The 13,619-nt window shown below is 61.0% G+C and carries 13 protein-coding genes; 9 read left to right on the forward strand and 4 right to left on the reverse strand.

The annotated features are described in order from the left end of the window. The first annotated feature begins 11 nt into the window (after positions 1-11). A complete protein-coding gene (locus tag FF098_RS10855) occupies positions 12-803 on the forward strand; it encodes a hypothetical protein (protein WP_155140385.1) in 792 nt (263 codons plus the stop codon). Here FF098_RS10855 and FF098_RS10860 read toward each other — a convergent pair. Beyond that, entirely contained in the window at positions 800-991 is a 192-nt protein-coding gene (locus FF098_RS10860; RefSeq protein ID WP_155140386.1) for a ribbon-helix-helix domain-containing protein, read from the reverse strand. The two genes, FF098_RS10855 and FF098_RS10860, sit on opposite strands and share 4 nt — an antisense overlap. A gap of 160 nt (positions 992-1,151) precedes the next feature. On the opposite strand from FF098_RS10860, the gene acnA reads away from it, so the two are divergent. The 3 genes from acnA to mscL all read left to right on the forward strand — a co-directional run bounded on the left by acnA (position 1,152) and on the right by mscL (position 5,258). Next, entirely contained in the window at positions 1,152-3,830 is a 2,679-nt protein-coding gene (gene acnA, locus FF098_RS10865) for an aconitate hydratase AcnA (protein ID WP_155140388.1), read from the forward strand. Between the two features lie 134 nt (positions 3,831-3,964). Further along, entirely contained in the window at positions 3,965-4,705 is a 741-nt protein-coding gene (locus FF098_RS10870; RefSeq protein WP_155140390.1) for a DUF1223 domain-containing protein, read from the forward strand. Positions 4,706-4,826: 121 nt separating this feature from the next. Beyond that, entirely contained in the window at positions 4,827-5,258 is a 432-nt protein-coding gene (mscL, locus tag FF098_RS10875; RefSeq protein WP_155140392.1) for a large conductance mechanosensitive channel protein MscL, read from the forward strand. 66 nt (positions 5,259-5,324) lie between these two features. On the opposite strand, the gene FF098_RS10880 is transcribed toward mscL, so the two are convergent. Continuing rightward, positions 5,325-5,927, reverse strand: a complete 603-nt coding sequence (locus tag FF098_RS10880) for a hypothetical protein (protein WP_155140394.1) — start codon at positions 5,925-5,927, stop codon at positions 5,325-5,327. A gap of 159 nt (positions 5,928-6,086) precedes the next feature. Between FF098_RS10880 and FF098_RS10885 the strand changes: the two genes are divergently transcribed. From FF098_RS10885 to FF098_RS10900, 4 genes are all read left to right on the forward strand, one after another. Further along, positions 6,087-6,587 (forward strand): hypothetical protein, encoded by a 501-nt coding sequence (locus FF098_RS10885; protein ID WP_155140396.1) that lies wholly within the window; start codon positions 6,087-6,089, stop codon positions 6,585-6,587. An 81-nt stretch (positions 6,588-6,668) separates the two neighbouring features. Then, positions 6,669-8,474 (forward strand): translation elongation factor 4, encoded by a 1,806-nt coding sequence (gene lepA / locus FF098_RS10890; RefSeq protein ID WP_155140398.1) that lies wholly within the window; start codon positions 6,669-6,671, stop codon positions 8,472-8,474. A gap of 3 nt (positions 8,475-8,477) precedes the next feature. Then, complete coding sequence (locus tag FF098_RS10895; protein ID WP_155140400.1) at positions 8,478-8,963, forward strand: hypothetical protein; 486 nt, start codon at positions 8,478-8,480, stop codon at positions 8,961-8,963. A 7-nt stretch (positions 8,964-8,970) separates the two neighbouring features. Next, entirely contained in the window at positions 8,971-10,029 is a 1,059-nt protein-coding gene (locus FF098_RS10900; protein ID WP_155140402.1) for an aromatic ring-hydroxylating oxygenase subunit alpha, read from the forward strand. Here the strand turns inward: FF098_RS10900 and FF098_RS10905 are convergent. Both FF098_RS10905 and FF098_RS10910 read right to left on the reverse strand, forming a co-directional pair. Continuing rightward, a complete protein-coding gene (locus tag FF098_RS10905; protein WP_155140404.1) occupies positions 9,989-11,227 on the reverse strand; it encodes a glycosyltransferase family 87 protein in 1,239 nt (412 codons plus the stop codon). The two genes, FF098_RS10900 and FF098_RS10905, sit on opposite strands and share 41 nt — an antisense overlap. Beyond that, on the reverse strand, positions 11,214-12,449 hold the full coding sequence (locus tag FF098_RS10910) for a glycosyltransferase family 87 protein (RefSeq protein ID WP_155140406.1): 1,236 nt from the start codon (positions 12,447-12,449) through the stop codon (positions 11,214-11,216). Before FF098_RS10910 ends, FF098_RS10905 begins: the two co-directional genes overlap by 14 nt. Positions 12,450-12,538: 89 nt before the next feature. Between FF098_RS10910 and FF098_RS10915 the strand changes: the two genes are divergently transcribed. Further along, entirely contained in the window at positions 12,539-13,615 is a 1,077-nt protein-coding gene (locus tag FF098_RS10915; protein ID WP_155140408.1) for a glycosyltransferase family 2 protein, read from the forward strand. Positions 13,616-13,619 lie beyond the last annotated feature (4 nt).

Here is a 13,619-nt window from a genome sequence, read left to right on the forward strand (position 1 = left end):
AGATTGGGGTCATGGCTTATACCACTGACGATTTCCGGCGCGTCGATCCGCGCGACATCAATTTCGCCCTGTCCTATCCTTTTGCGGTGCCTGTCGACTCTTACGTCTATGTCGACGGACACGCCATGGCGCTGACCGATACGACGTCCGCTGACATGATGGCTTGGATTGTATCTCACCGGGGAGAGCGCCGCACGCTCGGCGATGTCGTCCACCAGACTGCCCATGCCGACATGGCGCTGGACCGGCTGACGCCTGTGGTGGCCGCCGGGTCCAACGCCTCGCCCATGCAGCTGTTGCGCAAGTTCCAGCAGCGCAAGGATATCATCGTGCCGGTTCTGAAAATGCCGGTGCGGGACTGGTCGGTCACCTATGCGCGCCACATCGCGCCCTATGGCTCGATCCCGGCATCGCTGGAGCAGGCACCGGGCGAGACGACGCAGCTATTCGTCAACTTCCTCGATGAGGAGGCTATGGAGGGCATGCACGGCACGGAAAGCATCGGCACCTATTATCAGCTTGCGGAGGTTTCGCTGCCAAAGGCGGATACCGCGCCATGGGCGGCGGGCATGAAAGCCCATGCCTATAACAGCCATACCGGCCACCTGCCGTTCCGCCCGGAAGCACTGGAGACGACCGACACGCGCTATCCGCCGCGCAGCCAGTGGCAGATGCAGGACATCGTCATCGACCTGCTCGGTGAAGACGTTTCGGTGATGGAATTCATCGCCCAGAATTTCAGCGACGAAAAACTGCGGCTTGAGCGCGAAAAGCGGCTGATCGAGGCGCAAATAGAAAGTTAGTTCGCGTCGGTTCCGGAGTTGTCCTCTTCCAGCGCCTTCCTGATCAACTCCCGGATCGCCTTGGCACGTGTCGGCACGCGATTGGCGAATTGCCACGCATCGATCGCCTCGATCTCGGCATCGTCCATCATCAGTTGGACTTTCCTGCGGGATTTGCCCGGTTTGGGGGGCTTGTCATGCTCTGTCATGGCATCATCTGCTAGCTCATCACTCTTATCGGTGCAAATTCCTGTTTCATCGCATTGAATCCCGGCTGGGCCTGAGCTATCACCACGCCATATTATTCAGACAGACAAGCCGGAAGGCCGCCGCACGGCCCCGGCTCCCACGAGAGAAAAGGAGCCCTAGATGACGCCAGGTCAGGACACATACGGCGCCAAGAAGACGCTCGACGTCAATGGCAAGAAATACAGCTATTATTCGCTCAAGGCCGTGTCCGAGAAGATCGGCGACGTCTCGCGCCTGCCCTTCTCGCTGAAGGTACTGCTCGAAAACCTGCTGCGCTTTGAAGATGGCCGCACGGTCCGCACCGGCGATATCGACGCGTTCGGCGACTGGCTGAAAAACGATGGCGACAACAAGGTCGAGATCGCCTATCGCCCGGCCCGCGTGCTGATGCAGGACTTCACCGGCGTTCCCGCCGTCGTTGACCTCGCCGCCATGCGCGACGCGATGAAAAACCTCGGCAATGATGCTGAGAAGATCAACCCGCTTGCCCCGGTCGATCTCGTCATCGACCACTCGGTCATGGTCGATTATTTCGGCACGCCGCAATCCTTCGCCAAGAACGTCGAGGTCGAGTATGAGCGGAACAGGGAGCGCTATACCTTCCTGAAATGGGGCCAGGGCGCGTTCGACAATTTCCGCGTCGTCCCGCCAGGCACCGGCATCTGCCACCAGGTCAACCTCGAATATCTCGCCCAGACCGTCTGGACCGCTGACAAGGACGGCGAGACCTACGCCTATCCGGACACGCTGGTCGGCACGGACTCGCACACGACCATGGTCAACGGCCTGTCAGTCCTTGGCTGGGGCGTCGGTGGTATCGAGGCAGAGGCCGCCATGCTCGGCCAGCCGGTCTCCATGCTGATCCCGGAAGTCATCGGCTTCAAGATGACCGGCAAGCTGCCAGAAGGCGCGACGGCGACCGACCTCGTCCTCACCGTCACCCAGATGCTCCGTGAAAAGAGCGTTGTCGGCAAGTTCGTCGAATTCTACGGGCCCGGCCTCGACAATCTGACGCTCGAAGATCAGGCGACCATCTCCAACATGGCGCCAGAATATGGCGCGACCTGCGGCTTCTTCCCGGTCGATTCCGAGACGCTGAAATATCTCAAGGCCACCGGCCGCGATGCTGACCGCATCGCCCTCGTCGAAGCCTATGCCAAGGAACAGGGCATGTTCCGCACGACCGACACTCCGGACCCGGTCTTCACCGACACGCTGGAGCTGAACCTCGACGATGTGCGCCCGTCCATCGCCGGCCCGAAACGCCCGCAGGACCGCCTGCTGCTGGAGGACGGCCCGAAAGGCTTTGCGAAAGCTCTGGACAAGGAATATGGCAAGGCTGATGAGGCCAGCAAACGCGTCGAGGTCAAGGGCGAGGACTTCGACCTCGGTCACGGCGATGTCGTTGTTGCCGCCATTACGTCGTGCACGAACACATCGAACCCGTCCGTCCTTATCGCCGCCGGTCTTCTGGCCCGCAAGGCGAATGAGCTCGGCATGAAGGTCAAGCCGTGGGTGAAGACCTCTCTCGCACCGGGCTCTCAGGTCGTCACCGACTATCTGGAGCGTGCCGGCCTGCAGGACGATCTCGACGCCCTCGGCTTCGATCTCGTCGGCTATGGCTGCACGACCTGTATCGGCAACACCGGCCCGCTGCCGGAGCCTATCTCCAACGCGATCAACGAGAACGACCTCGCCGTTGCCTCCGTCCTGTCGGGCAACCGCAACTTCGAGGGCCGGATTTCTCAGGATGTCCGCGCCAACTTCCTCGCTTCGCCACCGCTGGTCGTAGCCTATGCGCTGGCAGGCTCGATGAATGTCAACCTGACCACCGACCCGCTCGGCAAGGACAAGGACGGCAATGACGTCTACATGAAGGACCTGTGGCCATCGAACCAGGAAATCGCCGAAGTCGTTCGCGGCGCGGTGACGCCGGAGATGTTCGCGTCGCGCTATGGTGACGTGTTCAAGGGCGACGAGCGCTGGGCGGAAATTCCCGCTGGCGGTTCGGAAACCTATTCGTGGCCGGAATCGACCTATGTCGCCAACCCGCCTTACTTCGAAGGCATGGATGCAGAACCCAAGCCCGTCGACAATATTGCCGGCGCCGGCATTCTCGCCCTGTTCGGCGAATCCATCACCACCGACCACATCTCGCCAGCCGGCGCGATCAAGGCCGACAGCCCGGCAGGTCTCTACCTGCAGGAGCACCAGGTGCCGATCCGGGAGTTCAACTCCTATGGCTCGCGCCGCGGCAACCACGAGGTCATGATGCGCGGCACCTTCGCCAATATCCGCATCAAGAACCAGATGGTCCCGGGTACCGAAGGCGGCGTGACGATCTATGCCCCGACCGGCGAGGAAATGCCGATCTATGACGCCGCGATGAAGTACAAGGCCGACGGCACGCCGCTGGTCGTCTTTGCCGGCGAGCAATATGGCACAGGCTCGTCCCGCGACTGGGCTGCGAAAGGCACTATCCTGCTCGGCGTGAAGGCCGTCATCGCCCAGTCGTTCGAGCGTATTCACCGTTCGAATCTGGTTGGCATGGGCGTCCTGCCGCTGCAGTTCAAGGAAGGCGATAGCTGGAAATCCCTCGGCCTGACGGGCAAGGAGAAGGTCTCCATCGACGGCATCGACACGCTGGAGCCGCAACAGACGCTGACCGCGAAGATCACAATGGAAGACGGCACGGAGAAATCCGTCGAGCTTCTCGCCCGCATCGATACGGCGGATGAGCTCGATTATTTCCGCCATGGCGGCATCCTGCACTACGTCATCCGCAAGCTGGCCGCGTAAGCAAGCGACCCTCTTCAAACAGATTAAAGGCCGTCCCGTTTCGGGGCGGCCTTTTTCGATTGCGGCGCAAAAAGGGCTGTTCGCTCACGGCAGTTTGAGATGAAATCCGTACCGTGTCGTGGCACATAGAGATCATGTTACAGGCTCTTGCGTCCCGTCTTTCAGGTTTTCTCGCCGCCGCCATCGTCGTCGTGGCGGGCCCGGCCGCGCTTGCCCAATCTTCGGGCGGGCTGAAGGTCGTGGAGCTATATACCAGCCAGGCCTGTCCCAACTCTCCGCAGGCAGACGAGAATCTGCGCATCATTGCAGGTCGCCCGGATGTGCTGGCGCTGACCCTGCCGGTGACCTATTGGGACTATTTCGGCTGGCGCGACACCTTGGCCCACAAGTCATTCGATGAACGCCAGGAAGGCTATGTCGAGACGCTGGAAGGCCAGTGGCTTTATACGCCCCAGATCATCGTCAACGGTATCGAGGCATTGGACGGGGAGAAGCTTTCAACGCTCTCCTCAACGCTGGATGAGACGAAAGCCCTGCCGCTGCTCGGCGTTCAGCCGTCAGGCCGCGATACGCTGAACATCACCCTGCCGCGCAATGGGCCGGACCACGAAGCTGCCCTTGTTTTCGTCAGCTGGCATGAAAAGCCTGTCACCGTCGATGTGAAGGGTGGCAAGAATTCCGGCAAGAATCTCTCCTACACCAACGTCGTCCATACGTTGGTAAAGATCGATGAGGTCCTCCCCGGCGAGACGGGGACGATCGGCTATACCCTGCCGGAAGCGGCCCGCGGCAAGCCGTGCGCTGTGTTCCTGCAGGATGCCGAGACAGGTGAAATGGCTGCCGCCGCGCGATGTGGGCCGGGCATTACATCCTGATCTAAGCGGTTAAAACGCTTTAACTTTTACTGAAACAGCCATAATTTCCCTCAAACGGACGCAGAGGGTGGTCCGTGCAGTTTACCGGCAGACAAGGTGCCGGTCGAAGAAGGGAAAGACTATGCTCAAGGAATTTCAGAAGTTTGCCGTAAAGGGCAACATGATCGACATGGCCGTCGGTATCATCATCGGTGCAGCCTTCGGCACAGTCGTCAAGTCGCTGGTCGACGACATCATCATGCCGCCGATCGGCATGTTGCTGGGCGGTGTCGATTTTACCGACCTGTTCATCCCGCTCGCCGGAGGTGACTATGCGTCACTGATCGAGGCACAGGAAGCCGGCGCCCCGACGCTGAACTATGGCCTGTTCATCAATAACGTCATTGCCTTCCTGATCGTGGCATTTGCGGTGTTCATCCTGGTCAAAGCCGTGAACAAGCTGAAAGATGCTGTCGAGAAGGAAGAGGAAGTGGCACCTGCCGCTGTAGAGCCGCCGAAAGAACAGGTCCTGCTGGAAGAGATCCGCGACCTGTTGAAAAAACAGAACGGCTGATTATCAGCCCGCTGAACGAAAAAAGCCCGGCCATCGTGCCGGGCTTTTTTATCAGCTTGAGTGGCCTTACTTGCCGAGATTCAGCAGGAAGACGGGGCCGAAATCGATCGTGTGCGCGGCATTGCCCAGGTGGAATTGCAGGTTCAGCTTGTTCTGGCCATAAGCCTTCGCCGCCTTTCCCTGGATGATATAGACATCCCATTCCTCTGAAAGCCTGTCGCTCGACTGGATCAGGGATGTGTACGGTGCATCGTTCATCTGGATGACATTATAGGGCAGCTGCGGATCGCCATCGACCACCTTGGCGTAATAGACGACGACCAGCAGGTCGCCCTCTTCGACCGCCGGGCCGATTGGGGAGATGACATTGGCATCCCAGTTGTTCGGTTTCTTCGTGGCCGTCACGCGCAGGGCCTTGCCCCCAGGTACATCGGCGTCGTCGATGAGGTCCGCTGACTCAACGCCATTCGTGCCCAGCGAGCTTGCCCATGGCACCATGATCAGGTCGCCATCGCGCGGCATGGATGCCATGATCGCGGCAAAGGCCTCGTTGACCGAGGATTCGTCCTCGCCCTCGACTTGGGCCGAGGCGGACATGCCGGTAAGCGCCCCGGCAAGAGCCATCGTGCCCGCGGCAATCAATACGGTTAGGTTCTGGAAAAAACGCATAGTGTCCCTCCTTGTCGTTTCCCGGGGACTTTTGTCGTTTCTTGTGTCCCACACCCTGAATGTTAGCAATACCAGCGCCTTGCCGCAATCTACCCTGTTCGGGTGGTTGACGGGCGGGGTACCGGTCAGCAAGGCTTTGCCAGCAAAGGGAGGATGAGCATGAAGAGAGCAATTGCAATAGCTATGGTCGCAGGAGCGCTGATGGTGCCCGTCTCCGGACACGCCCAGCAGGCCTATGACGAGCAGCTGGCATCCTATCAGGAATGCGCTCAGGTGACCCATGACGCCTATCCCGCAGAAGGTGAGTGGCCGACAAAGGCAGAGGCTGACGCCGCGATTGCCGTCTGTGAAAAGACCCTGGCTTTCATGGAGGAGACGCTTGCCAGGCCAGACCTGACACCCGCGCTGCTGGCCTATTCGCGTTACTGGGCAGGCGATACACACCGCCAGCTTGGCTTCCTGATGGGCGCAAGGCAGATGGGCACCACGGGGACGGTCGTTGCCGAACCTGCCATGTGCGAGCATGCCGAGAAGGCCCTGTCCTATGCCGATGGGCTGGAGGCTATGAAGTTCGCCGAAGAAGACGCGCAGAAAGTCATCGAAGACCTCGTCGGGCAAATCCGCAAGAAAGCCAATATTGTCGCGGGTTATTGCGACTAGGTCACGCCCCTGCATCCTTTGTGAAACGCGGCAATAATGGCGATTGTGGTATGGTCTCAGGCCGTCTATACGCATGCGTCTATGAGCATTATCGACCCATCCCGCATCCGCAATTTCTCCATCGTGGCCCATATCGACCACGGCAAGTCGACGCTGGCCGACCGGCTGATACAGGTCACCGGCGGCCTGACCGACCGTGAGATGCAGGAACAGGTGCTCGACAATATGGAGCTGGAGCGCGAGCGCGGCATCACCATCAAGGCCCAGACCGTGCGGCTGAAATATAAGGCGCAGGACGGCATCGAGTATACGCTGAACCTGATCGACACACCGGGACACGTCGACTTCGCCTATGAGGTCAACCGCTCGCTCGCCGCCTGCGAGGGTTCTCTTCTGGTCGTCGATGCCTCGCAAGGGGTCGAGGCGCAGACGCTGGCGAACGTCTATCAGGCGATCGAGGTCGACCACGAGATCGTGCCGGTCCTCAACAAGATCGACCTGCCGGCCGCCGATGTCGAGCGCGTGAAAGAGCAGATCGAGGACGTGATCGGGCTCGACGCGTCGGATGCTGTGGAAATTTCCGCCAAGACCGGCATCGGCATCGACAAGGTGCTCGAAGCCATCGTCACCCGCCTGCCGGCACCCGAGGGCGAGCTGAAGGCGCCGCTCAAGGCGATGCTGGTCGATTCATGGTATGACTCCTATCTTGGCGTTGTCGTCCTGGTGCGGATCATCGATGGCCAGCTGAAGAAGGGCATGAAGATCCGCATGATGCGCGCCGGTGTCGCCTATACGGTCGACCAGATCGGCACGTTCAACCCCAAGCGCACCAATGCAGAGGTGCTGGGCCCGGGCGAGATCGGCTTCCTCACTGCCTCGATCAAGGAAGTCGCCGACACCCGCGTCGGTGACACGATCACCGAGGAGCGCCGCCCGGCGGACGAACCGCTACCCGGCTTCCGGCCGGCCCAGCCGGTCGTCTTCTGCGGCCTGTTTCCGGTCGATTCATCGGAATTCGAAGACCTGCGCGATGCCATCGGCAAGCTGCGCCTCAACGATGCCAGCTTCGAATACGAGATGGAAACCTCCGCCGCGCTCGGCTTCGGTTTCCGCTGCGGCTTCCTCGGCCTGTTGCACCTCGAGATCATCCGGGAGCGGATCGAACGCGAATTCAATATCGACCTCATCACCACGGCGCCATCGGTGGTCTATCACATGCACCTGACCGACGGTACGATGAAGGAACTGCACAACCCCGCCGACATGCCGGACCCGGTCAAGATCGACCACCTCGAAGAGCCGTGGATCAAGGCGACGATCCTGGTGCCGGACGAGTTTCTCGGCGGCGTCCTGAAACTGTGCGAGGACCGGCGCGGCATCCAGCAGGATCTGACCTATGCCGGCTCGCGCGCCATGGTCGTCTACGAACTGCCGCTGAACGAGGTCGTGTTCGATTTCTATGACCGGCTGAAGTCGATCACCAAGGGCTATGCCAGCTTCGACTATCAGATCATCGGTTACCGTACGGACAATCTCGTCAAGATGCAGATCCTCGTCAACGAGGAGCCTGTCGATGCTCTGTCGATCATCGTGCACCGCGACAAGGCGGAGGCGCGTGGCCGCGTCATGTGCGAGAAGCTGAAAGAGCTGATCCCGCGGCACCTGTTCAAGATCCCGGTTCAGGCCGCCATCGGCGGACGCGTCATCGCGCGGGAGACCATCGCCGCGATGCGCAAGGACGTGACCGCGAAATGCTATGGCGGCGACATCACCCGCAAGCGCAAGCTTCTGGAAAAGCAGAAGGCGGGCAAGAAGAAGATGCGCCAGTTCGGCCGCGTGGAAATCCCGCAGGAAGCCTTCATCAAGGCGCTCAAGATGGACGAGTAATGGATGGCCAGGCCGTGGCACAAAACAGAGCCGAAAGGTGAGTATGGGCCAGGCCTGAGAGCCGCATTCGCTTATCTGGTTGCTTGCTATTTCACGGCTTTCTGCCTTTCCCTGCAGTTTGTCTTGGGGTGGAGCAGGGACGGTCAGGAAACCTTCATTTCGAAAGTGGGCGGCTCGTTCATCTTCTCACTTCCTGTCTTCGGTGTTGTCGTGGTGCTGACGTTTATTCCTGTCGCTGTGTTTGTTTCCCTCGCGCGACATTTCCGCTGGTTGCGCGGGGTGTCAGATTCGATAGCCGGGGGCGTGATTGGCCTGATGCTGAGCATACTTTTCATGAAATCCGCCTTGCAGGACATGGCTATTGGTGCGGTCCTGATTGTCGCGATATACACCGTCACCGGTACTCTAAGTGGCCTGATCTACTGGCTTCTCGCCGGGCGGCCTGCGGCGCCAACGCGCCCTGTTGCCAGCCACGAAACTGATCTATAACGCTCCCATGTCAGATTTGCTGAAAGATATCTGGTACTTCGCGTGCCTGTCGTCAGAGCTGAAGCCCGGCAAGATGGAGCGGCGCTTTTATTGCGGCGTGCCGGTCGTCATCGGACGCGACGCGAAGGGGGCCGTCTTTGCCCTGCGCGATGTCTGCCCGCACCGGGCCGCGCCGTTGTCCGCCGGGCGGCAGGTGGAGGAGGGCGGAGAGACCACGCTGGAGTGCCCTTATCATGGCTGGCGGATGAAGACGTCCGACGGCGTCTGCGCAAAAATCCCGGCTCTGTCGGAGACGAGCACCTTCCCCGTCGCCAACATGAAGACGGCACGCTTTCCCCTGCATGAGGAAAAGGGCACGGTCTGGATCTACATGCCCGCCGACTGGAAACGGTTTGGCGGCACGCCGGTGATCGCGCCGCCGCAACTGGACACGGCCGTCGGCGATGCCCCGAAGATGATCGTCAGTGTGCCCGCAAAGGGGCCTTACGATGAAGCAGTGATCGGCCTTGTCGATCCGGCGCATACGCCCTTCGTCCACCAGCAATGGTTCTGGCGCAACCCGGCCGAGGCGAGCGAGAAGGTCAAGGATTACGAGCCAACGGAACGCGGCTTCCGGATGAAGGCGCACCCGCCATCAAAGAATGGCCGCGCCTATCGCATCGTCGGCGGCAACCCGACGACGGAGATCGAGTTCGCGCTGCCCGGTCTGCGCTATGAGACGATCCGCAACGAGAAACACACGATCCTGTCCTTCACCGCGATCACGCCGACGAAGGACGGCGAGAGCGTGATCAACCATCTTGCCTGGTGGGACATGGCCCTGCTCTCCATCGCCAAGCCGTTCTTCATGCCGCTGGCGCGCACCTTCCTCAGTCAGGACGGGCACATCCTCTCTCAGCAGGCGGAGAACATAGAGCGCGAGAGACCGGCGATGATGTATGTCGACGATCCGGACATGCTCGCCAAATGGTACCTCAAGCTGAAGCGGGAATGGACGGAATCGCGCGAGCAGGGCCGCGACTTCGTCAATACGCTGGAGCCGACGCAGCTGCGCTGGCGGACATGACGCTACGCGCGACCAGCGCCACGAGGCTCGCCGTGATGACAAAGCCGAACTGTACCGGCACCGCGCCCTGTATCATTGGCAGGTAGAGCACGAGCGGCCAGCTCAGCATCAGCCACCAGCGCTCTGCAGCGTTCAGGTTCCGTGTGCCGATCATGGAGATCATGACGGCGACGGAGAAAAGCATCGGCACCATCTCGTAATAATAGGCATAGGGCGAACACAGCAGGGTCGCCGGGATCAGCAGCGCTGCTTTCGCCTGCAGCGGTAGGTCGCTGCGCCAGACCAGAGCGACAAGGGCGGCAAGGCCCAGCACTGTCAGCAGATGAATGGACAGGGCAATGGCATGAGGCACGCCCAGCGCTCCCAACGCGCCATAGAGACTGATGATGCGGTTGAAGGGATAAAGAGCGCCGCCACCCGCCATGTCATTCTCGACGCGCGTGATCGCATCGAAGAAGGCGCTCCAGCTTTCCAGTCCAAAGGCCAGTGTTGCGATGCCTGACAACACCAATGAGAAGGTGGCGGCATAGCCAAACGCCTTCCAGTGCCCGCCGAACAGATAGGCGACGGGGATGAGCAGGCCCAGCTGTGGCTTTATCGTCAACGCTGCAGCGGCAAGGCCCGCCAGCAGCGGGCGCCGGTCGGGCAGGGCCGCGGCGATCATCAGTAAGCCGCCGAAAAACAGCGTGTTCTGCCCCTGCACCAGCGTGACGAGAATGATGGGCGAGGCAAGGATCAGCAGCGGCGCGGTCTTGCCTGGCAAGTTCCCCTCAAACGACACCCTGAAGCAGCACCAGAATACGACCAGCCCCGCCAGCATCCAGAGCCAGTAGGAAAGCTTGTAGGGCAGGAGCGCGAAAGGCGTGACGAGGAAATAGGCCGCAGGCGGATATTGCCAGGTCAGGCCGTACCATTCGATGGCAGGTTCGCGTATTTGTAGCGCTGTTTCGAAACTGGTTGCGTCCCATGCATCGAGGGCGCTCCCCTCCAGCACCATCTCCCCTGCCGTATGGAAAGCGAGGAAATCACCGCCCAGATGTTCGCCGCGCATATTGACCCGGCCCTCGGCGAGGATCGTGTCTGCGGCAAGAATAGCAGCGAAGAGGAGGGCGAGGACAATCGACACACGGCGCAGCCGCACCGGATCGCTGGTCAGTGCCCACAGGCGGTCCGTGAGAGAGGCCTCAGGCTGTGACATTGCCGGCCTGCCGCGCTTCCGGCATCAGCTCTGGCAGGGCGCGGCGGATCAGCAGCGCCAGCAGGATCAGGACTGTCGCCAGCCACAGCTGGGCGCCGGCATATTTCGACAGGCCGGGCAGGAAGATCGGCAGGGCCCACAGGGCGATCAGCCCGGCTTCCTCCAGCTTCATCAGGCCCGACTGCATCGCGCGGCGAACCAGCACGACTGCGGGGAAAACGAGGATCGTCATCTCGTAATAATAGGCATAGGGTGTACACAGAAAGACGCAGGCGCACAGTATCGCGGCGCGCATCTCCGTATCCCTGATCCGCCGCCATGTCCACGACACGAGGCCGATAGCAGCGATCAGCGATACAAGCTGCAGCGCCATCGCGGCTTCGCGCGGCACGCCGGATTTGGCGAGCGCGGCAAAGACGGTCGGCATTTTCTGCAGCGGATAGATGGAGCGCGAAACGCCGTCGCCGACCCCGGCAATGCCGTGCAAGAACGCTTCCCAGGTTTCCCAGCCGAAGGCACCGACAGAGGCCGCAAACAGCAGCACAGCCGTCACGCCCGCCGTGAAGAAAGCGCGCCAGCATCCGCCGGCCAGATAAGCAAAAGGCAACAGCACGCCCAGCTGAGGCTTGAACGTCAGCAGGCCCGCACAGATGCCGGCAAGGATAGGCCGCTTGTCCGGCATGGCCGCCGCAACCACCAGCAGTGTGGCTGTGAGAAACCCGTTCTGCCCGGTGATGACGGCGTTGAAGCATACCGGTATGGCGGCGATGAGCAACACACCGGTCCAGGGCAGTTTCAGGCTGCCGCGCATCGTTGCGAGGAACATGGCGAACGTCCCGCCGGTCCACAGCAAATAGCCGGGCATGAAAGGCAGCAGCGCCAGCGGCAGGATGAAGAAATAATATGTAGGCGGATATTGCCATGTCAGGCCGAAGCGCTCGCGCGGCATGGCGTTTTCCATCAGATAGGCTTCATAGGCCGCAGGCTGATAGATATCCGCCGCCAGCCCGTCCAGTACTGCGCGGGCCGAGCCCCAGAAGGCAACGAAATCGCCGCCCACGGGCGGGCCCTGCGGCAGGTTCAGCTGGTCAGAGGCGAAGATCGCCTGCGCATAAACGGCGTAAGACACCGCCAGCATGACAAGGCTGACAAGAAAGACACGCTGCGGCGTTGCAACCAGCGTGCCCTCGGGGGCGGGGATATTCTTGATCCGTGAATACATCCTTAGGGTTTTTATCGGAACATGATGAACAAAGGCTTATCCGGGTCAATCATCCGGGTGCGTCAGGAAATGCTTAAGAGTGATTAACCATGTCTGAACGTAAGATGTCGAACCAACCCGTCCCCGTCCCGCGTGACAGCGATCGCCCGGCGCTGTTGTCCATCGTCTGCCCGGCCTATAACGAGGCCGAGGTGCTTGCCGCCTTTCACCGGCGTGTGCGCAAGGCGATGAACGAGCTGGGCCAGGCATTCGAGGTGGTGCTGGTCAATGACGGCTCCAGCGATAGCACGCTCGACCTGATGCACAAGATCCGCGAGCGCCACGCGAACACGACGATCGTCGACCTGTCGCGCAATTTCGGCAAGGAGATCGCGCTGACCGCCGGTCTCGATGCCGCGGGGGGCGATGCCGTCGTCGTCATCGATGCCGATTTGCAGGACCCGCCGGAGCTGATCGGCGAGCTGATCGCTGGCTGGCGCGAGGGCTATGATGTCGTTTATGCCAAGCGCCGCGTGCGCCATGGCGAGGGGCTGGTGAAGAAAGCAACTGCCGGTGCCTTCTACAAGCTGATGAGCCGCCTCGGCGCGGTGCGCCTGCCGGAAAACACCGGCGATTTTCGCCTGATGAGCCGCAAGGCCGTCGATGCCGTCTGCCAGCTGCGTGAACGACACCGCTTCATGAAGGGCGTCTTCGCCTGGGTCGGTTTCCCGGCCAAGGCGGTGATGTATGACCGCGATCCGCGCGCGGCGGGCGCGACCAAGTGGAATTACTGGAAGCTGTGGAATTTGTCGCTGGAGGGGATCACCTCCTTCACCACGGCGCCCCTGAAAATCTCGTCCTATCTCGGCTTCACCATCGCCTTCGGCGCGATCGTCGCTGGCATCTTCTATATGGGCAAGGCGATCCTGTATGGCGATCCGGTCGCGGGCTTCCCGACGCTGATCACCGTCATGCTGTTTCTCGGCGGCGTGCAGCTCGCCTTTCTGGGCATTCTCGGCGAATATGTCGGGCGCATCTTCAACGAGACCAAGGCGCGGCCGCTTTACTTTGCCAATGCCGTGCTACCGTCCGAAATGGTCGCCGCGGGTACCGCGCCCGCTGAAAAGCCTGTGCGCACCACGACCACCTATCACGACCCCGACGATGGCGAGCGCATGGCGGGCTAGGCCC

Origin of the sequence: Aquisalinus luteolus, assembly GCF_009712425.2 — a bacterium.
In the GTDB taxonomy this organism is placed as follows: Bacteria; Pseudomonadota; Alphaproteobacteria; order Caulobacterales; family Parvularculaceae; genus Aquisalinus; species Aquisalinus luteolus.